At 52.8% G+C, this 20,807-nt stretch carries 25 protein-coding genes and 1 pseudogene; all 26 read right to left on the bottom strand.

Annotated features, from left to right (window positions below):
- Positions 1–6 precede the first annotated feature (6 nt).
- Positions 7–717 carry a C40 family peptidase gene (locus OOJ59_RS20290; protein WP_142972625.1) on the bottom strand — a complete coding sequence of 237 codons (711 nt, stop codon included), beginning with the start codon at positions 715–717 and terminating at the stop codon, positions 7–9.
- Position 718: 1 nt separating this feature from the next.
- The gene (locus OOJ59_RS20285; protein ID WP_044700338.1) at positions 719–1,474 is read right to left on the bottom strand and encodes a phage minor tail protein L; all 756 of its coding nucleotides are present in this window, start codon (positions 1,472–1,474) and stop codon (positions 719–721) included.
- A complete protein-coding gene (locus OOJ59_RS20280) occupies positions 1,471–1,818 on the bottom strand; it encodes a phage tail protein (RefSeq protein WP_268063473.1) in 348 nt (115 codons plus the stop codon). The genes OOJ59_RS20285 and OOJ59_RS20280 overlap by 4 nt, the downstream gene beginning before the upstream one ends.
- Before the next feature lie 3 nt (positions 1,819–1,821).
- Complete coding sequence (locus OOJ59_RS20275) at positions 1,822–4,965, bottom strand: phage tail tape measure protein (RefSeq protein WP_268063472.1); 3,144 nt, start codon at positions 4,963–4,965, stop codon at positions 1,822–1,824.
- Positions 4,958–5,329, bottom strand: a pseudogene (locus OOJ59_RS20270) (phage tail assembly protein T); the annotation flags it as partial. The gene OOJ59_RS20275 and the pseudogene OOJ59_RS20270, both read right to left, overlap by 8 nt.
- Complete coding sequence (gene gpG, locus OOJ59_RS20265) at positions 5,272–5,703, bottom strand: phage tail assembly chaperone G (RefSeq protein WP_047499062.1); 432 nt, start codon at positions 5,701–5,703, stop codon at positions 5,272–5,274. The pseudogene OOJ59_RS20270 and the gene gpG, both read right to left, overlap by 58 nt.
- Positions 5,704–5,713: 10 nt before the next feature.
- Positions 5,714–6,457: a phage tail protein gene (locus tag OOJ59_RS20260; protein WP_047499060.1), complete on the bottom strand. Its 744-nt coding sequence runs from the start codon at positions 6,455–6,457 to the stop codon at positions 5,714–5,716.
- Positions 6,458–6,466: 9 nt separating this feature from the next.
- Positions 6,467–6,868, bottom strand: a complete 402-nt coding sequence (locus tag OOJ59_RS20255; protein ID WP_071681331.1) for a phage minor tail U family protein — start codon at positions 6,866–6,868, stop codon at positions 6,467–6,469.
- Positions 6,865–7,443: a phage tail protein gene (locus OOJ59_RS20250; protein ID WP_159137318.1), complete on the bottom strand. Its 579-nt coding sequence runs from the start codon at positions 7,441–7,443 to the stop codon at positions 6,865–6,867. The genes OOJ59_RS20255 and OOJ59_RS20250 overlap by 4 nt, the downstream gene beginning before the upstream one ends.
- 9 nt (positions 7,444–7,452) lie before the next feature.
- Positions 7,453–7,728 (bottom strand): ATP-binding protein, encoded by a 276-nt coding sequence (locus tag OOJ59_RS20245; protein ID WP_268063470.1) that lies wholly within the window; start codon positions 7,726–7,728, stop codon positions 7,453–7,455.
- Positions 7,721–8,047, bottom strand: coding sequence for a DUF2190 family protein (locus OOJ59_RS20240; RefSeq protein ID WP_047499162.1), 327 nt, complete (start codon positions 8,045–8,047; stop codon positions 7,721–7,723). The genes OOJ59_RS20245 and OOJ59_RS20240 overlap by 8 nt, the downstream gene beginning before the upstream one ends.
- A 91-nt stretch (positions 8,048–8,138) precedes the next feature.
- The gene (locus OOJ59_RS20235; protein ID WP_181626625.1) at positions 8,139–10,181 is read right to left on the bottom strand and encodes a ClpP-like prohead protease/major capsid protein fusion protein; all 2,043 of its coding nucleotides are present in this window, start codon (positions 10,179–10,181) and stop codon (positions 8,139–8,141) included.
- Positions 10,108–11,616: a phage portal protein gene (locus OOJ59_RS20230; protein WP_044700357.1), complete on the bottom strand. Its 1,509-nt coding sequence runs from the start codon at positions 11,614–11,616 to the stop codon at positions 10,108–10,110. The genes OOJ59_RS20235 and OOJ59_RS20230 overlap by 74 nt, the downstream gene beginning before the upstream one ends.
- A complete protein-coding gene (locus tag OOJ59_RS20225) occupies positions 11,613–11,828 on the bottom strand; it encodes a hypothetical protein (protein ID WP_001082414.1) in 216 nt (71 codons plus the stop codon). Before OOJ59_RS20225 ends, OOJ59_RS20230 begins: the two co-directional genes overlap by 4 nt.
- On the bottom strand, positions 11,825–13,927 hold the full coding sequence (locus OOJ59_RS20220; protein WP_136346106.1) for a phage terminase large subunit family protein: 2,103 nt from the start codon (positions 13,925–13,927) through the stop codon (positions 11,825–11,827). Before OOJ59_RS20220 ends, OOJ59_RS20225 begins: the two co-directional genes overlap by 4 nt.
- Positions 13,927–14,415 (bottom strand): DUF1441 family protein, encoded by a 489-nt coding sequence (locus tag OOJ59_RS20215; RefSeq protein ID WP_044700360.1) that lies wholly within the window; start codon positions 14,413–14,415, stop codon positions 13,927–13,929. The genes OOJ59_RS20220 and OOJ59_RS20215 overlap by 1 nt, the downstream gene beginning before the upstream one ends.
- A gap of 250 nt (positions 14,416–14,665) precedes the next feature.
- Positions 14,666–14,869 carry a hypothetical protein gene (locus OOJ59_RS20210; protein ID WP_044703081.1) on the bottom strand — a complete coding sequence of 68 codons (204 nt, stop codon included), beginning with the start codon at positions 14,867–14,869 and terminating at the stop codon, positions 14,666–14,668.
- Positions 14,870–15,342: 473 nt separating this feature from the next.
- Positions 15,343–15,858: a DUF2514 domain-containing protein gene (locus OOJ59_RS20205; protein WP_213760569.1), complete on the bottom strand. Its 516-nt coding sequence runs from the start codon at positions 15,856–15,858 to the stop codon at positions 15,343–15,345.
- Complete coding sequence (locus OOJ59_RS20200; protein WP_268063469.1) at positions 15,855–16,403, bottom strand: lysozyme; 549 nt, start codon at positions 16,401–16,403, stop codon at positions 15,855–15,857. The genes OOJ59_RS20205 and OOJ59_RS20200 overlap by 4 nt, the downstream gene beginning before the upstream one ends.
- On the bottom strand, positions 16,375–16,653 hold the full coding sequence (locus OOJ59_RS20195; RefSeq protein ID WP_016150433.1) for a phage holin: 279 nt from the start codon (positions 16,651–16,653) through the stop codon (positions 16,375–16,377). Before OOJ59_RS20195 ends, OOJ59_RS20200 begins: the two co-directional genes overlap by 29 nt.
- A gap of 165 nt (positions 16,654–16,818) precedes the next feature.
- Positions 16,819–17,058: a hypothetical protein gene (locus tag OOJ59_RS20190; protein WP_149608276.1), complete on the bottom strand. Its 240-nt coding sequence runs from the start codon at positions 17,056–17,058 to the stop codon at positions 16,819–16,821.
- A 200-nt stretch (positions 17,059–17,258) separates the two neighbouring features.
- Positions 17,259–17,948: a bacteriophage antitermination protein Q gene (locus OOJ59_RS20185; protein WP_268063468.1), complete on the bottom strand. Its 690-nt coding sequence runs from the start codon at positions 17,946–17,948 to the stop codon at positions 17,259–17,261.
- Positions 17,949–17,969: 21 nt separating this feature from the next.
- Positions 17,970–19,025, bottom strand: coding sequence for a DUF968 domain-containing protein (locus tag OOJ59_RS20180; RefSeq protein ID WP_268063467.1), 1,056 nt, complete (start codon positions 19,023–19,025; stop codon positions 17,970–17,972).
- Between the two features lie 10 nt (positions 19,026–19,035).
- Positions 19,036–19,557, bottom strand: coding sequence for a hypothetical protein (locus OOJ59_RS20175; RefSeq protein WP_268063466.1), 522 nt, complete (start codon positions 19,555–19,557; stop codon positions 19,036–19,038).
- Positions 19,554–20,375 carry an antA/AntB antirepressor family protein gene (locus OOJ59_RS20170; RefSeq protein ID WP_201286187.1) on the bottom strand — a complete coding sequence of 274 codons (822 nt, stop codon included), beginning with the start codon at positions 20,373–20,375 and terminating at the stop codon, positions 19,554–19,556. Before OOJ59_RS20170 ends, OOJ59_RS20175 begins: the two co-directional genes overlap by 4 nt.
- Positions 20,372–20,743 carry a KilA-N domain-containing protein gene (locus tag OOJ59_RS20165; protein WP_163208392.1) on the bottom strand — a complete coding sequence of 124 codons (372 nt, stop codon included), beginning with the start codon at positions 20,741–20,743 and terminating at the stop codon, positions 20,372–20,374. Before OOJ59_RS20165 ends, OOJ59_RS20170 begins: the two co-directional genes overlap by 4 nt.
- Between the last annotated feature and the right edge of the window lie 64 nt (positions 20,744–20,807).

Below are 20,807 nucleotides of genomic sequence, written 5' to 3'. Positions count from 1 at the left end.
AAAAGGTTAGCACAGAGATTTATAGCGTAGTACCTTCATTGTCCGTTCTTGCCAGTATCCCCCATACGGCACTCGCTGGCTCAGATGCCCATACAGATGGTGGAGCAGCATGTTACCCTCCAGCAGTATCCCTGCATGGTTCCACTTGTTGGCCTGGACCTGCATGATCACCATATCGCCGGGTTTCGGTGGCCCCTCGAATTCACGGAAACCGCATTCATACCAGCAATCCTGATAGAAGTTGTCCGGATAGTCGTTTTCCCACCATGGATAATCAACACGGTAATCGTGGAGTTCGATACCATGCGTTTGCCGGAAATAGCTCATCACCAGCCCCCAGCAATCGAAATGGCCGAGCACGAACGGACGTTCCAGCAGTGGTAACTCGCCGCGCGGCTGAATGGTGCGTAAATCCCCTTCCGGCCAGTTGACGATATGCCAGGGAAGTAACGTAGCGTCACACTGTGCTTTATCCAGTTCGCTCGCCTGCGTCGTGGCATCCGGGTGGCTGTGGACAATGGCAATCACTGTTCCCCAGTCTTCAGCAGCGGTGTAATCTTCCGGCGACAGGTGGAAATGCTCTGTCGGATCGGTTGCCAGATTACGGCAGGGAATGTACCGCTGCACCCTGCTTTTTTGCACCACTACGCCGCAGCATTCGCGCGGATATTCAGCAGCAGCATGCGCCATAATGGCATCGATAATTTTCTGACGCATATCAGCTCCTGATCAACGATGTACCCACGAAGCCCCCATGAGATAGCTCGTTATCTTCTCCGAACCTAAGTTTGCAGGCCGTCAGCGTTCCGTTGCATTCATCCAGCGACGGATCGCTCACCGGGTTGTTGTGCTTGTCGAAATAGCGCGTTCCGGCATAGTCGCATCCATCACCGGAGCGGTATTTGTTACGGATACACCAGGTACAAAGCGAATGTAGCTGGCGCGTCGGGATCATCAGCCCCTGCAGGTCCATCGGGCTTGAAAGCGAGAATTCAACGGACTCGTTTGTCTCACCGCTTTTGGCATCGATGTAAAATACCTTCACTTTTTCCTGCGTAGGGTCTGCCGTGGCGTTCCCGTCCGTAAAATTCCGCGCATCAAGGTATTTGGCCAGCGTGTCATGGATAGTGACCTTCGCCTGCAGCAGATCGTCATAAGCAAGACACAAAGCAGTAATTGAGCTGTCGAGATTAGCAACTGACAGTTTCGGCTGGGCCGAACTACCATCAGTTGAAGCCTCGATACCTTCAATCTGACAAGGCCAGGCTTTATATTCCTGTCCCTGCCACCAGATCGATTTCGCCTGTAGCTTATTTTCATCTCCACCAGCAGTGGCGATCTCATCAGCAGTGTGGGCAATATTATGGGCGTGGAAGCGGAGAACGTCGGAAACACCAAATGCGGTGCCATCGACATCAAAAAGCCGGACAGCATTGCCCGGCTCAAGTTTCTGATAATCACTGTTTAAGCTCATGGTGCAAATGCCTGTTCAAACGTTGCAGTTACGGTTTCCACTTTTTTATTCAGGGTGACTCGCTGCAGACTGTCTGCCTCAACACGCCAGAGGGCTAAATCACCACCAGGTGGAGTGAATGTGAAAGACTTGGTTTTATGCCTTCGTAAAAATGAATAAATCTCTCTGGCTATTACCGGATCACCAGTAAAAGAAAAGGCATAATTTAGAACCTCATCGTTCAGGCCAGAACCACTAATCTGCTTGTATCCATCACCGAACTGAGCTGTTCTGACAGTATCCTTGCTGCTGAGAGTGGGTTGGCTCGCAGCCTGAATACGCCAGGTAAAGTGTTCTACAGCCATCACTTACCTCTGTTTGTTGGCGCTCCAGATGATTCCCCCGGGACGAATCTCCCTGGCGATACCATCACGAATGGAGCGGTCGATCACTTTCTGATATGCCTTAGTCAGCGCATCACCACTGCCCTGCTGTTGTTTCTGATCGCCGGGCTGAGCAGTAGCGACTGAAACAGGTGCGTAAACGCTAACCCCACCGATGCCAGCCGCGGGGACCTTACCACCACCGACAAGACCGCCAGAGGCATACCCACGCATAAGTCGGTACAGGTTGGACACGCCGATACGGCTGGTAGATTCTTTGGTGAAAACAAACTCGCCGCGGTGAACAATACCGGCAGGCTCATATTTGCCACCGTGCCCGGTATAACCACCTACGTCATAGCCCGAGGGGCGGAAAGACGGTACCGCAAAAGACTGGCCTGACGCTGGCGCTTTAGCACCGCCACTCACCCAGCCCATCGCGCTCTGGATGGCGTAAGCCACCAGCAACTGATTAATCACGGACACAATCATTTTGAGGATCGAACTGGTAAAGTCCTTAAAGCTGGCTTTGCCGGTTGTCACCAGGCTGGTAAGCTGGCCCGCCAGTCCGCTGAACGTTGCCTGTGAAATCTGCTGAACCGAGCTGAAGACGTTTGTCGCTGAATCCTGATATTCAGCCCAGCCCTGTTTGGCACCGGCCAGCCAGTTTGCGCGCAGGGCATCTTCAGCCTCGAATGTCGCCCTTTGATCTTCAAGAACCTTTCGCTGCTCTGCCGGATTGTAGGCATAGCTTTCGCTGAGACGCTTCAGGGTTGATTCTCTCCCAGCCTGCCGGCTGGATACCCCCTCTGACTGTGCCTGAAGACCGGCCCTCGCCGCACTCTGCTGCTGATGGAATTTAGCCGCCTGGTCGGCAAGCTGATTGAGTTTTTGCTGTTGAGCAACCTTATCGCCCAGGTCGGCCAACTGCCGCTTGTACTCAAGCGTTTCTTCCTTGTGCGCCAGCAGGGATTTTTCCTGCGCCGTAAGCTGACGACGACCAGCAGCCTCCTGCAGAACGGTGAACTGATTTTCAGTCTGCCAGAGGTCCTGACGCTGTTTGCTTATGACGTCGTTTACGCTGGTATGTTGCTCAAGCGTTTTAAGCTGGGCCTGAAGGGTGAGAAGTTCGGCCTGCGCCTTTTCCTCGGCTTTGTCCCCGGCAGGCGTTGAATAGCTTTTGCCTTTTGGGGTTTTGACGTCCTTAAACTGCTTTTCGATCCCTGCCCGCGCTGCAGCAATGTCCTTGTCAGTCCACAGCGTGGCGATACCGTCTTTCGCATCCTGGCGGTTTTTCTCAATAAGCTGACTGAGCTTTTTCTCTGCTGAAGCCCGCTTTTCTGCCGCAGTCGCGCCGGATTCCACCAACTGGTTAAACTGCTGCTGGCTGCGGATTGCCTGAGTCTGCTGGTCCGTCCGCATTTTTTCCCGCGCGGCTGTCAGTCCTTCCTGGGCATATTGCTGATCAGCCAGATCATAAGCCTGCTTTTTAAGTTCCACCTGCTGGCGCGCGTTTCTCAGCCTTTCCGCATCAGCTTTCTGCAGAACGTTGTTACCGGCATAATCTGGGTCGACTTTAAGATTGCTGGACAGCGCGCGGTACTCTTTCTCTGCTGCCTGCCATTCAGCGAAAGAGTCCTGGCGCTTCATCGCGGTGTCAGGATTACGCCCTACGCCCAGCATCGCATCCCACGCCCCGGAAGCAGCATTCTTCACCCAGTTCCACGCTTTTTCGAGAGAGCCAAGATTGTCCTCTACAGCCCCCGCTCGTTGTATAACGGCGTCAGAATATGCCCGCATTGCCAGCTCGGCTGCTTTCTGCGAATCCCCCAGCGCCTGAGCAGAGGCAATCTGTTCATACTGGGTAGCCGTCAGAAAATGAAGGGAATCATTGAGCGTCGCGACCGCGTTAACCGGATCATCCTTCAGGCGTTTAAACTGATTTATGGTTTCGTCGACGGCCTGCCCGGTAGCCTGCTGCAGCCTGGCGGCGACATTGCTGACCATGCTGACGTCATTACCGCTGAACGCGCCGCTTCCAACGACCTGCGCCAGCACGCCTGCAGCGGCATGCTGCGTGATACCATTACCGGCCAGCGAGCGCGCCAGCGCCTGAAGCTGACCGGATGTTTTACCCGCGTAGTTCCCGGTCAGGATTAGCTGTTTATTAAATTCCTCAGACTCTTTGCTGCCGTCATACCAGGCTTTACCCAACCCAACAACCGCCGCAGCAATCCCCCCGACCATGCCGGCCATGCCCAGCCCGCGTAAAGTCATCAGCTGATCTATCCATCCGGCGCGGTTGGCCAGCGTAATACCGGAACCACGAAGGGCACCAAAGTTACCGCGCATGACTTCGCCCATCAGAACGCCAAGTTCCCGACGCGCCGCAGCACTTTGCAGACCCAGCCCGTGCGTGGCGACTTTAGCCGCTTCAAGCTTACGGATATAAACTTCTGCGGCATCACTGGCTCCAACCTGTGCAGCCTTCATTCGCAGCAGTTCGGTACCGGAGAGCTTTTGCTCCACAACCTGAGACTTCAGTTGACGGAGAAAACGTGCCCGTGCAATCCCTGCTTTCTCTTCGACAATCTGAAGCTCTTTCTGTCGGGCTGTCGTATGAGATATCAACGCAAGGTAATCCTGCTGTGTAATATTTCCCTGAGCCCTTGCGGCACGAAAGCGTGCCTGCACATTAGCGAGAGATTGTGTTTCTCCGTTCAACTGGCGAACACTGTCTATCTGGCGAAAAAAAGATGCAGCAAGTTCATCCTGCCGCCTTGCGAGCACTGCCGCCTGGCCGTCATTCTCACGCATGCGCTGGCTGAGGTCTGTCACCCGGCGGTGTGTTTCATCAACGGATTTAGATACTTTTTGCCAGTTTTGAGCCAACCCTTCCGTGGCGTCTGCCTGGCGTGATTTGATTTCCGCCGCTGCAGAAGCTCCTGCATCCCCCACACTTTTTAATGCTGCAACCTGTCGCTCTGAGGCGCGCTGCATTCGCGTCTGGACTTTTTCAGAATCATCAGCCATCCCTGTGAGTTGGCCCTTTATGCGGGCAACCTGCTCGCTGAACGTGGCGCTGTCGACATCAAGGTTGATGACCAGATCGCTAATCTGCTGGGCCATATCGGATACCTCCTGTGATCCCCTCAGCTGCGGCCATCAGCGTGTCATCATCCGGTTCATCATCACTGATGATGCTGCCGGAAGGAGAAAGCAGGCTGAAATGTGCGGGGGTAAGTTCCGGATCGCGGAAGAAAATAGAAGAGATGGAATAAAGCAGCCCGGAAAAATGCGCATCGAGCTGCGCGTCCTGAAAATAATGTTCCCGGTAGAAATGGTGCCAGTCACCCAGCTCACCAGAAGTCATTCCAGCCAGCATGGCGCGCCAGTCGGGTCGCCCGAACTCGCGCGCCAGATTCAGGACAAATTTCAGCTCGCTGGCAAGGGCTTTTCCGCCGTAACAGCTTCTGCGCCTTCGGCCTCTGATGGGGCACCTGGATCGTCAGTGTTGTCATCATCAACCGGAACGAGCATGCCGGAGAGCAACTTAACCTGCATTTCAGCCTTGCCGATCGCTTCCGGCGGCCAGCCTTTGAGAACCTGCTGGTAAAGCGCTTCTTCGTCGGGACCTGCGGGGTCATTATGCCAGAGAGAAAGTGCGATCACGCGCGCACCGCAGCGGATGTTTGAACCCACCAGACGGGCAGTCATTTCCTGATCGCTGATGCTGTCGCTTTCATGACCAAGTGTCTTTTCTTCCGCAGCCAGAAATTCAAGGTACTCAATACGCTGAAGCGCTGACAGTTCATTCAGCGTGGTGGATTCGCCAAGGTAGTTAAATGGTTCTTTTTTGAGGAACATATCCCCCTCCTCAGGAAGCGGTGACAGTGACTTTGCTGACTGCAACGAAATTGCCGTCGCTGGTCATAACAATAATGTCAGCGTTACCGGCTGCTACACCCGTTACGGTGATCGTGTTGCCGCTTACAGATACCGTCGCTTTTGCCCCATCAGAGGTTGCCACGCGGAAAGAAGGATCCGATGCACTGGCAGGATTAACCGTCACATTGAGCGCGATGGTCGCTGCAACGGCGACGCTTGCCGTGGATTTATCCAGCGTAACGCCTGTAACAGCAATGGACGCAGAACCACTTTCTTCAGCCAGTTCGGGCTTGCCGGTATTGGTGATTTTCGCTGTGCGGGTAATGACCTCTTTTGCCGGGATAGCTTTACCCAGGCTGCTGCACCAGCCGCGGAAAACGTCGACGGTACCATTCGGATATTTAATCTTGTACACCCGGACAGAACCATCGTTAAACCAGGTGACCAGTTCTTTCTGTCCCTGTTCTCCCGGCTTCCAGGCAAGCGTAAGTGATGTATCCCCTGCCGATTTTGCACCCTGAGCGGTCGCGTTCCAGTCGGCGTCCTCATCATCAAGGTAGGTGTCGTCATACGATTCGGCGGTCATTTCGCCCGGCGTCAGCTCTTTAATTTTCGCCAGACGGTTCCAGTCGATATCCGAGAGTGGGTTAGCGAAAGCGTTACCCGTTCCTGTGTAAAGCCAGAGTGTGGTACCGGCGCCTTTCACGGGTGCCAGTGGATTGGGTGTAGGCATAAGTACCTCTTAAATTGAATAGGTGATTAAGTACGTGAAATCGACTGAACCCCAGGTGGCCATTTCATCATCCCGCTGATAGTCATAACCCTGCGGGGTGAACGTCTCGACCAGTTCGGTCAGACCCGGGATGAAGGCCATTGCCGGATACACTTTCTCTTCCATCCAGGAATCAAGCGCGCTGTCGGGGCTAGAGGCTTTAAGAAATACCTCGATGTGAACAACCGCCTGCCACGAATCTTCATCAAGCGAATCGCCGGTGTACTCCGCGTCAGAAAGGTAAACAGCCAATGCAGGGAGATCCTGCTCTTCCAGAAAAACAGGGCGCCCGTCAAACCAGGTGACGGTGTCGGTGATATCGGCTTTCAGTTTTGCCAAAATGGCTGCACGAATTGCGCTGTGTCTGTTCATCGCTTCAGGTGGATCCTCAGTTGGTTTTTCAGAGCTGCGGAAAGTTCTTTGGGCATATCGCTTTCAATAAGGCGCTTGGAAATAGAGGTGAATGCCACGGTGAGCGGTGTCTCAAGAGGAACTTTGACCACATCAATCGGATAACGGGCCTGACCTACGCGCCGCATGACCTGCCAGCGCCCGTTCGCCAGTTGTTGAATAAACGCATTGCGAAAGGTATAGGGTCCGATTTTAAGGACACTGCCCGATCCGTTTCTGGCCCCTTTTTTACGCGACAGCCGGACGCGCGCCGTGCCGAGCTTTATCGCGGGGAGATTACCGCGGTTGATTTTTATCGATGCGACCGGACGATCGTGGCGGGCCTTGCGTAAACGGGAACGCTGCCGGACCAGACGAACCGGAAGCCCCGTTTTCCGGTTATCATCCACCTTTGCCTCTTTCGCTACAGTTTTGCTGCCCTGACTTATCGTTCTGCTGGCCACACGGTTAAGTGCTTTCGCAGTTGCCTCAGGAACGATTAACCGGCTGAGGCTGTTAAGATTCTGAATAGCCCTTTCCAGGCCTTTAACCGACATCCCCCCCTCCTATTCGATAAAGATGCGCGGCTTACCGTTAAAGCGCTCGTGACGGGTCAGATGGAATTCCTCCCCCTCAAAAATCACCACATCATTACGGCGTGGCTGGTAGCCAGCGGTAAACACCACCAGCGACCGCCCTGTTCCGCTTAAAGGCCCCATTTCTTCCAGAAACTCAGCCGGAATAACAATCATGGGCTCCCCGTTGATGGTCGCTAGCTTGCCCATTTTGTTCACCGTGACCGCATCCATGCGACTGACAAGTCTGTCAAAGGGATTAGGCATTGATTTTCACGGCTACAATTGCGGAACTGGCAGCAGCATCTTCCCAGGCAACCCCGGCCAGATCGGCACCTGTCGCGTCGTTCTGCACTTTTCCATCTTTGATATGAACCTGCTCACCGATGGTGATCGCATCGGTAGTCAGCTTAGGCAGCAGGAAAACACCTTCGGAAAAACCGTCCCCTGTCTGGCCTGCCGCAATATCAGTAATGGCAATCGCCACGACTTTCCCCACCATCACCGGCGAACCACTCAGGATCGCAGCGCTGCCCGTGTTGGCAATCTCAATAGTTTTGCCATGCTGTACAAAATTCTTCGCCATAAATTCAGTCTCCATCCAGCCCCATACGGGGCCGAATTCAGATACAAAAAAAGCCCTGATGGGCTGTGATGTGCTGCTTGAGTGGAAAGGATTATTTCCCGGTTGATTTCGCCATGCCGCGATAATCCAGAGGTGATACACCGGCATCGATGCGCACTTTGGTGGCAATACCGTCGGTAGTGAAGCCTTCCTGTTGATCGATATACGGAGTATCAACGCCGTTCAGGTAAGCCACTTCGATGGTGTCCGTGCCCTTAGCGGCGGCCAGATACCAGGCGCTGGTGTCTTTGGCGTCAAGACGCGGCTCCGCGATAACTTCAGCAAAGTTCTGAATTGGGTTCATGATACCGGCGTTGATATCCGCCCCTTTCACACTGGCAGACTTGATCGTCTGGTTTGCCAGGGTTTCGAGCGCGACTGGCACCAGCATGAATGCCGGGCGAATATTCAGGGGACGCTCACCCTCTTTCTGCAGACGCATCATCTTGCGCGCTTCATCAAGGCTGGCTACAGAAATCGCGCCTGCGGAAATATTACCGTGATCAGCATGGAACAGCGGCTTACCATCAGACAATTTCGCGTTTTCGGTCAGAACGGCATACACCAGGTCGCCAATCGTCCCTTTTGCTGCACGGCCCATCTTCATAGGTACATCGGTTAACTGATTCAGATCGTCGTTGATGATCGCCTGACGGGTAATAGAGAAGATTTCACCGTAGGTGGCCAGCGCGATGCTTTCACCTTTATCTTTGGTGGTCACATACTTATATTCAGCACCTTCGCGTACCTGACGCAGGGATGAGAAGCCGCCCAGACCGACACGATGCGCCGTTTTAAAGTCAGACAACTGGCCTTTCTTGGTCCACTGCTCAAAAGTTTCTGCCGCTTCCTCCCAGCCCTGCAGTAACGCTTTATTAGCAACGTCGAGCAGGATATTACCGAAGTCAGACGTGCTGTGCGTCAGTGCCATACCGACCATTTGCATCGGGTTATAGCTGGAAACGCCGATGCCGCGTTCGGTCAGTGCCATACGGGCATATTCGCGCAGCGTCATGCCGTTATAGACGTTGTCCCGCTCCAGGCTCTCGAAGCCAGCGCGCGCCATCAGTGCCTGGCGAACTCCGTCGCCAACAAAGTTACCGTTCCCGGCGTAAATGTGCGCATCCGTGGTTTTATTCGACGGTGTGGCATTTTTGCCCAGCGCCGCCAGCAATTCATCTTTAGCCTGAGCCACTGTGCATTCCGGATCCGCGATGCATTTATTCTGCAACTCATGATGCTTGCCACCGAACATCGCAAAGAGATCGTTAATTGCGTTAACACGGTTCTTTTGCTCGGCAAGCACCTGTGCACGGATAGTGGCTTCATCAGAAGTGGACGCTGGCGCTGGGGTCGTCGTTGCCGCCACCTGTGGTTGCGGTTGCTGCGGTTCGCGCTGGGTAGTATTGCGCGGCGGGGTGATCATGTTACGAATGCTGTTTGGCATCTTTTCAAAGTCCTCAATACGTTTTGATTGAATACAGGCCATCGCCTGCAGAGATGTAGTGACCTGATCGGCAAAGCCATGCGCTAAGCATTCTTTACCATCCATCCAGGTTTCATCGTCCAGCATGGCGGCGATTTCATCGGTCGTTTTTCCTGTTTTCTCCGCGTACGCCGGGATCAGGACAGACTCGACCTTATCCAGCAGATCGGCATAATCCCGCATGTCGTTGGCATCGCCACCTGCGAATCCCCATGGTTTGTGGATCATCATCATCGTGTTTTCCGGCATAATTACCGGGTTGCCAACCATCGCAATCACCGAAGCCATTGAAGCTGCCAGACCATCAATGTGAACGGTGATCGCCGCGCCGTGATGCTTCAGGGCATTAAAAATGGCGATGCCATCAAAGACATCGCCACCGGGCGAATTGATATGAAGGTTGATATGGGTAATGTCGCCCAGCGCCTTCAGGTCATTCACAAACTGGCGCGCCGTCACCCCCCAGTAGCCGATCTCGTCGTAGATATAAATATCCGCTTCGTTGTCGGCGCTGGCCTGCATACGGAACCAGGAATTACTTTTTGCGCTGGCTTTCGGACGGTGGTGCGCCCGGTTCTTTGGCTTCGGCACTTGTGCCTCCTTTGTCATTGGCAGGGTCAGTGTCAAACACCAGCCCCATCTCTTTGTTTTCGTCGATCTCTGCCTTCCGGCGCGCCTTCACATCGTTCGGGTTACGTCCGCTGGCGCGGACCCAGTCGGATTCCGTTGCCGCTCCGCCCCGGATCTGTAACTTCCAGGCATTGGCCTCTTTAACCGGATCGATCCACGGCATAACAGGGCCGGAATACACCGCCGAGTACAGCGACTCCATATCCAGACCGCGGGGTAATTTAATCTCGCCGGCGGCCACCGCCATTTTCAGCCAGGCGCGGTACATTGGCCGGGTCACCGCGCCAATAAACCAGTCCTGTAAAATGAGATAGCCATCTGTTGATTCCACCAGTTCCTGCCGCTGCGCGCTGTAGGTGCCGTTGTAGTTTCTGGCTGTGCTTGAAAAGCTGAGTCGGCTGCCTGCTGCGACAGCGCGAAGTTGCCCATTTCGGAAGGTTTCAAGGTTAGGATTGGGCCGGTCAGATTTCACCATGCCGATATCTTCACCAGGCTTCAGATCGTCATAAATGATGCCTGGTTGAATCATCACTTCCCGATCATCATCATCGGAAGAACTGTTACTCTCTTCGAAGCTTTGCCCGTCTCCCTTTTTGATGTACATACCCAGCGCAGCAGCAATACGTGCGGCGGTGAGCTCAGCATCTTCATACTCTTTAAGTGCGCTCAGACGCATCAGTACACCGGATAGCATCGATACGCCCCGGGTCTGGTGCAGACGGCGGACAAATTTAAGATGCAGCATGTTTTCCGCATCCACTTCTTTGGTATCAAGCTGACGGCCTGAAACGGGCAGGCTTTTATAAACCTGATATTTCCTTGGTCTGCCCCAGTTGTCGACGAATACCCCCTGATTAAGCTGGCTGGCAGCATCGCTGTTCATGGGAATAAAATCTGGTTCAAGCGCTTCAAGCCAGAAAGGGATACCGGCTGCTGGCGTAAGACCATTCCCGGTTCCACTGACAAGCTGGGCAAACACTTCGCCATCCCGCAGCCAGGTGCGCAACATCAGGCGCTCAAGCATCGGGCGGGTAAACTGGTTCGTGACATCAGGCCTGACAGACCATTCTGCCCATTTATTACGGATCTGATCTGCCAGCTTTTTGGCGATTTTACCGTTCATCAGTTTGGGATGGGGTTCAACAATAATTCCGGCTTTCCCCACCACCCGCTCTTCCAGCTTATCGAACACCCCAATCACCAGATCGTGATTGTTATCGAGCCACCGGGCCTGCTCCCGCAGTGATACCGCCCCCATTTTGCTGAGCTGATCAGCTGAACGATTTTCACGGCGCCCTTTGTGCGTTCTGGTCGGGGTAACGGCTTCATATGCCCTGATTTTCGCGCGCGCCTGAAGACGGGCTGCTTTCCAGCCTGGCGAAAAGACCCCAATCGCATCATCTAAAAGGCTCATTCAAACCTCGCCAGTCGGTAACCGGGTCGCCCGCGGCGATGAGAAATAAGAGAAGAGAGCCGACGCTCCCACTCCTGACGCCCTTTTCGGATTTCAGACAGGTTCTCCATCGTCATTTCCTGCCCATTGAAACGGATAGTTTTGCCATCCAGCACCGCCATTTCGGCTTCGGTATATCGCTGGATCATGGCTTCAATATCAACACGGTTCACAACCATCCTCCTGATGTACTCCAGGGGTTAGAATCATCGGTTACGGGCTTTTTCCGCTTCCGTTTTTTGGTGGGTACTGGTTCTGGTGTCTGGGATGCCGCTTCGCCAGCTTCCGGCGGCGCGTTCTCCAGCCAGGTTTCCCGCCTCGCCCACTCAGGAGCAGCGGGCCATTTGATTTTCTCGTAGCCGTGGAGGATGGCGAGCGCATCAGCGTAGACCAGCAGGTCAAATGCTTCGTTTGCACCACGTCCCGGCTTACTCCATTTGCCATCAGTCGATCGCTCCTCATAGGTCAGTTCATCGTAAAACCAGCTGCCGAGCCAGTCAGGGAAATGCACATAGCCAGGGCCTGGTGAATCACGCCACAAAGCGTTGTTCACCCGGTCTTTCAGAGCATCGGTCTGGATCAAGTAAAGCGGGACATCACCAGAAGCCTGTGCCCGTCGGCTTGAACGTCCGGTATTATCAGGAAAGGTTCGGGAGATAAGTTTGGATCGGCGGACACTGTCGCCTTTGAACAGGTAAATCTGTTTTCCGAGTCCTTCACGACGACACTTACGCCAGAATTTATAAGCGTTGTCGGTCACACCATCCTCACCGCCGGAGTCAACGGCCATCGCCATCAGCCGCATACACCTAGTCGGATCCGATGCCATTGGCCAAGCTTTGTTAAACACATCGGTCAGCAATAAATCCCAGTCTTCCGGATAGCTTGCCGGGTCAATCTGTTGGCTCTCGCCATTGGCGTCATAGCGCATCGACTGCCTGATATTGTAGCGGTCCACCAGCCAGCGCTCTCCCATGCTGCCGTAGCCAGTAACCTGAACAACAAAACGCCGGTTGCGCCCCGCCTGAACATCGACGGTCGCCATAAGGAAACAAACCCCGTCCGGAACAGAGCGCTTTGGTACAACCTCCGCACGCTGCTCAAGCAGTTCACTTTTGCGCTGTTCCATGCTGGAGCGAGGAAGATACGGACGCCCAAAGTCGGTGTTGATTACCGTCTTCAGTGCTTCCTCGCTGCCAGTGGCCTGATAGTCCTGCTCAGCGGTAAGAAATTTATAGATGAGCTGCGCCCAGGTCTGGTACGCGGCGGCAGGGCCTTCCATCCAGAAGGAGGCAATGCGCGAGCGTCGCCCTTCCCCAGTGATAACACCATCGTTGTCGATGGTTTGCCCATCCCGCAGCCACTTCCCTTTCATATTGAGCGAACGCTTCATATCCGCAGTGATGCGCTCTTTACAGGCAGGGCATTGAAGACAGGCTTTCTCGCTGGCCTGAACAGGGTCCGCGATATCGCGGTAACCTGTCATATTGTCCATTTCAGGCTGGAAATATTCACCGCAATGTGGGCACGGCCAGTAAAGGCGACGGCGATCACCACGGTTGTACAGCGCCAGAATCCCCGTTGAAGGAGGTGCTTCATGCGGTGAGCTACGGCGCCATTTTGTGTCACGTATGTCGCGGCCCGGCGAACTCTCAACCAGTGTCATACCTGACGACATGAACGTTGTTGTTCGCTTTGATGCCAGTGAAAAGGCGTCACCTTCCCCGTCAATGTCTTCCGGGAAACGGTCATAGTCGGTCAGTGCCACGCATTTATAGTCCGATGAGGACATGATATTGACCGATGGCCAGCCGATTTTCAGGTAGTTCCCGGCGCGAAACGTGCGGTCATATACGTTGTTATCATTACGCCGCGGGCTCAGTCGGGATTTCACTTCAGGGCTGCAACGGAATGTACGATCAAGACGCTTTTTGGAGTGCTCGCGCGCCTTTTCCTCAGTCATCTGAATCAGGAGCATATCAGCCGGATCACAGACAACGTTGTAAACAATCCAGCCATCAATCAGACCAATGGTTTTACCCGTTCGCGCCGGACCAACAAACACTACCGCGTCATATTCACGCGATGCCAGGCAGTTCATCGGTTCAATCACGTAAGGTGCCAGATCCGGATCCCATGGAACGGAGTTACCTGCCCCCATCGGCACGCGCATATAAGTACTGACCGCATCGGCCACCTGCATTCGACGCGGGGCACGTAAGATACCGGAAACATCGCGGCGGATGCCTCTGGCGGATGCCCGCTTTGCCATCAGTCCTCCTCTGGCTCTTCCTCCTCTGCTTCAGCGTCCTGCACCCTCTCCGCCATCTGATCGCGCAGGTCATCAATAACGCTCTGCACGCGAGAAACCGCAACAGGCGTTAATGCACAGTCACGCTCAAGTACATCAGGGAGGGTTTCAAGTACCATGACGACGGCCTTCGCCATCAATGAGAATTCGCGCGCCACTTCATCAGCGGGAATGAGCTGCCCCGTATCCTGCTCAAACTTGAGTCGCTCATTCTCCGCTTTCCAGTGGGAAAGCCTGTCCGATGGCAGCATGTCATCGATATTGGCTGACACAGTGGGGATCATCAGTTCGGTCAGAATGTCGGTGATCAGGTAAAGCTTTAATTTGCTGTTGCTACCTGGTGCCGGTTCAATATTTTTCAGCCTGGCGGCGACCGTCTGACGGTGTACGCCAGTGATCCCAGCCAACTGGTTGATATTCAGTTTTAAAGTGGCAATTTCCTGGTCCATGATGGTGAACACTTTTTAAACGATTCGACATCTGCACGAAATCGCCTCCAATGAGATCAATAACCTGCGCAAATGATGATGATGACCTTAGATCTGAAAAACTAGCCGTTTTCCGCGAGCACGCCGCCCCGTGGCAGGCCAACCCGCCAGGAGGACCCATTTAATAATAATGATTATCACTTGCGATGATAGGTGGCGGGCATTAAAAAGCCCCGCTTTTGCGAGGCTTATTCGATGTGATAGCTGAGTATCATTCGTCTTTTTTAATTACCACTTCTTGTGGTCTCATCTGCTGGATAGCACGACAGATGCAATATGGGATTACCGCCCATGCAACGCCCATTGCTGCACCAGCAGCCTGCTGAGGCGCACTAACAGCACCGAACACCCCGATAATTCCCTGCACAAACCCAATAACTCCGCAAATAATGCATACAACCCAGAGAAATTTCATTACCAAAACTCCTTTTATCAAAGAGTCACCATGATAAACCCATGAATTATTTAGTAAAGAATGATCGCAGACACTCAGTGAATGCCGGTGGCGCTGATTAACGCAGCTTTGTTCAAACGAAGCGAAACCATTTCCATATCTCCTGTAATGAATCTTTTAAAGAGTCGCAATCTTTACGACTCACTAATGGGAAGACCTATTAGGCCCTACAATAGATGACTGAAATCCTCAGCCATCTCCACAATTTTGGTTTGAAGGAGATACAATATGACAGACACAACTCTAATTGACTTTCTTAACGCACTTTCCCCTTATGCGGCTCCCATAATCGGGTTCCTTATGCACTGGGCGAAACTTGAATTGCAAAAGCGATATACCAGTAAAAAATTAAAGTAATCGTTACCCAAAGCACTTTAAGTTTTTCCCTCTTCTCGTCAATCCTACCATCAAGCATAGCCACTGCACGTGGGCGTTCATCGTGTAACCCTGTTGTTATTCGAATGTCTCACCGAGTCGTAAACACGCTCACATGTCATTCCAGCCCGGTAGCTTTCGTCAGATCGCTCAGCATAATATCGAGCTTCTTCTGCAATACTTCCGAGCATGTCGGCGAGCATTCTGGCGTCGGCTCCGGCTGTTTTGCTTCTGACGGCAGCGGCAAGATCTGAGGTGTGCTTTGCGGCGTCCAGGCGGGCGGCAAACTTTGTTGCTTCGGTGCGCAGCTGGCTAACAGTGGCAGACAGGCCAGCAGCATTCGCAGCAGATTTAGCGGCTTGTGCTTGTGCATCTTTTACAGCCTCATCACGGGCAATAATTCGCCCTTGTTCAATCATGCGGGCGGCGGTCTGCGCGTTCGCTGTTTGCGAGGATTTCGCGCTATCACGTTCCGCCCACTTTTTTTCCCAACCGCGGTTACTCCACTCGTTTCCGGCGATAAATGCGACGGCCACCAGCACCGAAATAGCAATGAACTGATAGCGCAGGCTCACTGGTCTATCCCCCAGCACGTCAGCGCACTTTCCTGATCTCGTCGTTCTACCTGCCCATAACAGCCATTTTTCTGGCCTTTGGTCAGGCGACAATCGCGGCCACCGTCTTTAATCCACCAGCGAATAGCTTCACACGCGCCTTTTGTGTCGCCGGCGTTCATTCGCTTATAGAACGTGGACGGGAAACATTTTCCGGGGCCTATGTTATATGGGCAGAAAGATGCGATCCCGGCTTTCTGTGGTTCGCTCAGCGGTACCCTGATATTTCGCTCAACCCACGCCAGCGCCTTGTTACGCTCAATGGCATTGATCTGGGCACACTTAGCTTGCGTCAGTTTCATCCCCTGAACGACTGGCTTACCATCAACCATCGTGGCGCCACGGCAAATAGTCCAGATTCCGCCGCCGTCGCGATATGCTGTCAGGCTGTTACCCTCCTTCTCATCCAGAAACTGATCGAGAATCACGGGCGCGGAAGCCCCCGCAAGAATCAAACCAACGACCGCTGCGCTCAGTTTATTCTTCAGCTTTGGTGGCATAGCCATTGCGCCGATCCTCCCGTTCTTTCCAGCGGAAATACCAGTTCACTGCACAGGTGATAACTGTGCATGCGATACCGACAATAATTGCCCAGTCGCTCAGGCTTAACCCTGCAATTCTGTCGGCCAACATCCAGGACACCTCTTTTGCTGTTTTAGCTGTTTCTGCATATGCCTTCGCTGATACACCGCAGCCGGCAAGCGTGGTTCCTGATCCATATGAAAGTCTGCTGTAAATGGTGCTCATTCTGGTCATAGCCTCACCTCCGATTTTTCGGATGGCGCTGTGTGATGAAAGGAGGTTCAGGCTTCTGGGCTCTTATGAAAAGGTGAAAGTAAGGGTGATTCCCAGAGCCTGAAATAGAAAAGGCCACCAAATGGCAGCCTATAGATTATGTCCCGCGTTTTACTAGAGAATGATTTAAGCCTCTAGTTCATTTAAATAGCGATCACCCTTTGACGTGATTTCAATCGCTATCCACCCAGCCTCATCAGACTTACTTTGAACAGCATTTACCAATCCAAAATCAGCAAGATCTGAAATGGCAAAATCTACCGTTCTCGCAGGAATGTGAGGAAGATCAGAAGATTGAATTGTTTCACGTGGACCAAGTGCACCTGCTCGACGCAGAATTTCGAAATGTACAGGTGTGATTTTCATAGCACTGCCTCCGGTGGATTGTTTTGACCAGAGGAATTATAACATATTGATTTTGACGTAGATTGAGTGCCAAAAGAGGTAAAATAAAACCCGCTCATCGGCGGGTTTATATAATTTTGGCAACATATCGAATATGCTTAAAATATGGCTCATTTTGTTGCATTTTGCAAGCGCGTTTGAAGGAGATAGTGAAATTTACTTCACATTTCTGCCACTTTGAGGGTTTCTTCTTCCTCATAGTATTCAAGTGCCATGGCCAACGCAGATTCGTCAAGCTGGATAAAAGCGGCCTTTAACCCAGCCCAGTGCCCTGAATAAACACGCAACCATGTTGAACGGTCAACGCTAACCATGCGGGCTAACGCTGCACCAGCATAGTCTTTATAGGTTTCATTATTTCTGGTTGCGGCAATTTCCTGCCCTGCCAGCCATACCAGACCTATCAGTTTCTTTACTACACGCTCCTGAAGCGAGTTTTCACCCAGGCATTTCTGATAAGTTTTCCAGACGTATTCACACATCATCACCTGGTGCTTATAGCTAAGGTCAAAACCGTAGCAGTACTGCAACCAGGCCTGCTGGTATCCACTAAGCGCGGACACTGCCCTACGCCACGGCGCGGACTCAAATTCCGCATCTTTTATCGACGGCATTGGCCTGCGGCGGCTGCGTGTTTCCAGTACATACAGTGGCGCGGAAAGCGAGTTAACAAAGCGTGGCCCCTTCTCTCCTTCGAGTTCGACGAGATGAATTCCACGGCGCGGGGTGGCATTTTTGTCTGCTGGAGGGTGTTCACTGAAAGCCTCAAGCTGCCCTTTTGTTCCCCCAGAGAGGTCAGGTAGCGCGCGGCGTAATTCTATTCTTACAAAATTCAGGTCTTGTTCATTCATGCTTCTTTGCGCTCCATACACTTAAGCTTTCGCAATTACGCCGATCGCCAGCGCCCGATCCATAAAACGCAGTAGCAGCTCAAGCTGCGTACCATGCTTCTGCTCGAATGCCGGTACATCGGCGTGTAACTCGTCGTGGCACTCTCTGCACAGAGGGATCACGAAGAGGTCATGGGCTTTTGTTGCTGTACCACCCATACCGTGCCCTACGATATGGTGCGGATCATCTGCTGGCCGTCGGCAACACTCACAGGGTTGTGTTTTAACCCAGCGGGTGTACGTCTCATTTATCCAGCGGCGACGTTTTGGCCTGAGCATAAAAGACTCTGGCGACTCCGGATCGACGGTTAACGTCAGTATTGGCTTTTTGGTTTCCACATCCAGGCTGTCTGACCGACAAGTTGGTAACGTATCAATCGGCCTGGCTTTTTCCTGCATAATGCTGGTGGCCGGCGGCATAGGCACGATGTCACTTTCCCGGTAAACAGATAATAATGGTTCGTCTGGCAACCGTAGTGCCCGTTGCGCCATTCCTTCAGTGACGGCATCAGCGACACCAGACTGAACCGCCCACCAGCAAAGCTCGGCTAAAGAGAGGGAGCGCTCTTTGTTGTAGCCAAGCCCAACCAGTACGGTATCAACAATCCATTCGGCAACATTGCTCAGGGCAAGCGCCTGCAGCCTTTCCGTAGTCTGCCCACGCAATTTGTTATCACAATGCCAGCACACCACCAGCGCGCCAGGCGGATGCCATAGTGTTGTGAGCTCGGCATGATGGTAGTCAGAAAAAGGGTACTGGCACTTTTTAACGCGCTGACGAAGCCAGTACTCAAGCCCGGCCATTCCACCAGCAGCAGTAATGACCCGTTCATCGGTGAAGAAAGTATGAAGGCAGGGATCCTCCAGTAGCGGTTGCCGTGCATCGGGGATTCGACCAGACGGAAGCCGGGCCATGTTTTCTGGCTCACGCTCAACGAGCACACGACCTGATGCAAACAGATGCATCAGCTCCCGCCCTGGCTTGAAAAGCACCACGCCAAGGCGTGGCACCATTTCAGGGGTAAGTAAGGCTCTCAATGCCAACCCCTTATACCGTCAGATCTTTAAATTTCTGTACGGCCTTCCCCATATCCGCCATTGCATCCACAAACTCATCAAACTTACGGCTTGCCATTCCATAAGCCTGGAGGATTTCAAGCTTCAGAGGATCGAGTTGTTTTTTGATTTCAGCACGGTCACCTGCCTTTTTTTCAGCTTCTTCAGCGGCGCGGATGAGGGCTTCGGCCTGCTTGCGTAATTCTTCAGGGGTCACGGTTGGCTTATTCATAGTGGCTTCCTTTAATGGCTTCGACGACGCAATAACCGGCGCCACGGATTTATGACCAAACTTAGGGTGATGCAGGGTTGTTGTCCTGCCGTCATCAGTGATGCAGAGCAGACTGTTTTCGCGGATGATTTCGATCAGGCTTTCTTTATCCTTCCGACTCAACGAGCTATATGCTGATACTTTGTGTGTCAGATGGGTAAGAGTTGCTCCATCTGGTTGTTTCTCAACAAACCGTTTAACCCTGGACAATACTGGCTGAAGGTGCGGAGGGGTCACTCTCACTGGAGACCCCCAGCTAAATCTTTATCGTGGGTAAAACTACCGTTCCAGGTGACCTTCATCGGAAGCTTTCCCTTCAGGTAGTTTTTGTACAGCCAGACAGCGCCTTCACGCAGCAGGACTGGCTGGTAGGTAGTAAAGCTCACCGCAGAGTTTGGCGATACTTTACTGCTTTTCTCGGTGAGGTATTTGTCGCGGGCATACGAGCGAACACGCCACTGTGCGCTGCGGCCTTCGGGATTGTCATCGTACAGCCAGTTAGCAGAGACAAGCCAGGCACTGATCTTGGAGGTATTCACACCATTCAGACGCTTACAGAACTGCACAGGGGAAAGCCCGTCAGTGAAGAGACTCTCGAGATGCTCGATATATTCGGCCTGCTGGTGGGTAACTGTTTCCGCGCGCTGCCTGGCCTCAAATTCATCAGCCCATGCTCTCGCAGCCTGTGCCGGATCAGAGAAATTTGGTAATGACGGTGTACCAACTCGCATTTTCGCTTGTTGTTCGCATGTAATGAAATAACGACGAACCTGACGCCCCTTCTCGTTTCTCTCCACCATCGCCAGTTCTTTACCCATATCAATGGTGATCAGGTAATCAACGGTTGGACGTCCACCGAGAGGGTTTTCGCCAGAATTGGCGTAAACCACATAATCAGTATTTTCAGCAAAACCATACTGACTGATACGCCCTTTAATCCAGTTGGTGAAATCACGCCTCACGCCGAGAAAGGCATGTAACCTTTTAGCGCTGACCATCGGGGTTATGTGGTTGCCAATATTGCCCTGAGTAATCGGGATGATCTGATGTAGCTGACTCATTTTGCCTCCCCGTTGCGCAGATCGCTGATAAAAGGGAGATTGCTCAGAACGCGAACATAAAAGTCAGGGCTCAACCAGAGGGCATAGGCAAAAACCAACTCCTGAGAGGCGAAAGTCCCCTGTAAGACTCCACCGCGAATAACATGCAACTTTTCCCAACGTTCACCAGGGAGAGCATTTAGAATTCTTTTTGCAGTTAGCGTCCTGAGATAAAACGCAGGTTTTTTGGACGCAGATCCACCTGAAGCCTTATGAATATCATTGAGACTATAAAGATTTGGTTCGAATGAGTTGATTAAACATCCATCAACAACAAGATAAGAGTCTTTTTTGGGCGTAGCAGTGCCCATAACATGATGATTGCTCATATTCTCTCCATACTCTGATTGTTGCGAAGGGCCTGCACGCCCTTTTCGCTTGCACTTTCCGACA

It is taken from the genome of Citrobacter sp. W9 (assembly GCF_026719375.1).
Lineage (GTDB): Bacteria > Pseudomonadota > Gammaproteobacteria > Enterobacterales > Enterobacteriaceae > Citrobacter > Citrobacter werkmanii.
Note: the sequence above shows the minus strand (reverse complement) of the source record. Positions and strands in the feature narration are given on the sequence as shown.

Coding starts and splice junctions, on each gene's coding strand:
- OOJ59_RS20290 (WP_142972625.1), bottom strand. CDS start 717: ATGCGTCAGAAAATTATCGATGCCATTATGGCGCATGCTGCTGCTGAA.
- OOJ59_RS20285 (WP_044700338.1), bottom strand. CDS start 1,474: ATGAGCTTAAACAGTGATTATCAGAAACTTGAGCCGGGCAATGCTGTC.
- OOJ59_RS20280 (WP_268063473.1), bottom strand. CDS start 1,818: ATGGCTGTAGAACACTTTACCTGGCGTATTCAGGCTGCGAGCCAACCC.
- OOJ59_RS20275 (WP_268063472.1), bottom strand. CDS start 4,965: ATGGCCCAGCAGATTAGCGATCTGGTCATCAACCTTGATGTCGACAGC.
- gpG (WP_047499062.1), bottom strand. CDS start 5,703: ATGTTCCTCAAAAAAGAACCATTTAACTACCTTGGCGAATCCACCACG.
- OOJ59_RS20260 (WP_047499060.1), bottom strand. CDS start 6,457: ATGCCTACACCCAATCCACTGGCACCCGTGAAAGGCGCCGGTACCACA.
- OOJ59_RS20255 (WP_071681331.1), bottom strand. CDS start 6,868: ATGAACAGACACAGCGCAATTCGTGCAGCCATTTTGGCAAAACTGAAA.
- OOJ59_RS20250 (WP_159137318.1), bottom strand. CDS start 7,443: ATGTCGGTTAAAGGCCTGGAAAGGGCTATTCAGAATCTTAACAGCCTC.
- OOJ59_RS20245 (WP_268063470.1), bottom strand. CDS start 7,728: ATGCCTAATCCCTTTGACAGACTTGTCAGTCGCATGGATGCGGTCACG.
- OOJ59_RS20240 (WP_047499162.1), bottom strand. CDS start 8,047: ATGGCGAAGAATTTTGTACAGCATGGCAAAACTATTGAGATTGCCAAC.
- OOJ59_RS20235 (WP_181626625.1), bottom strand. CDS start 10,181: ATGACAAAGGAGGCACAAGTGCCGAAGCCAAAGAACCGGGCGCACCAC.
- OOJ59_RS20230 (WP_044700357.1), bottom strand. CDS start 11,616: ATGAGCCTTTTAGATGATGCGATTGGGGTCTTTTCGCCAGGCTGGAAA.
- OOJ59_RS20220 (WP_136346106.1), bottom strand. CDS start 13,927: ATGGCAAAGCGGGCATCCGCCAGAGGCATCCGCCGCGATGTTTCCGGT.
- OOJ59_RS20215 (WP_044700360.1), bottom strand. CDS start 14,415: ATGGACCAGGAAATTGCCACTTTAAAACTGAATATCAACCAGTTGGCT.
- OOJ59_RS20210 (WP_044703081.1), bottom strand. CDS start 14,869: ATGAAATTTCTCTGGGTTGTATGCATTATTTGCGGAGTTATTGGGTTT.
- OOJ59_RS20200 (WP_268063469.1), bottom strand. CDS start 16,403: ATGGCTATGCCACCAAAGCTGAAGAATAAACTGAGCGCAGCGGTCGTT.
- OOJ59_RS20195 (WP_016150433.1), bottom strand. CDS start 16,653: ATGACCAGAATGAGCACCATTTACAGCAGACTTTCATATGGATCAGGA.
- OOJ59_RS20190 (WP_149608276.1), bottom strand. CDS start 17,058: ATGAAAATCACACCTGTACATTTCGAAATTCTGCGTCGAGCAGGTGCA.
- OOJ59_RS20185 (WP_268063468.1), bottom strand. CDS start 17,948: ATGAATGAACAAGACCTGAATTTTGTAAGAATAGAATTACGCCGCGCG.
- OOJ59_RS20170 (WP_201286187.1), bottom strand. CDS start 20,375: ATGAGTCAGCTACATCAGATCATCCCGATTACTCAGGGCAATATTGGC.
- OOJ59_RS20165 (WP_163208392.1), bottom strand. CDS start 20,743: ATGAGCAATCATCATGTTATGGGCACTGCTACGCCCAAAAAAGACTCT.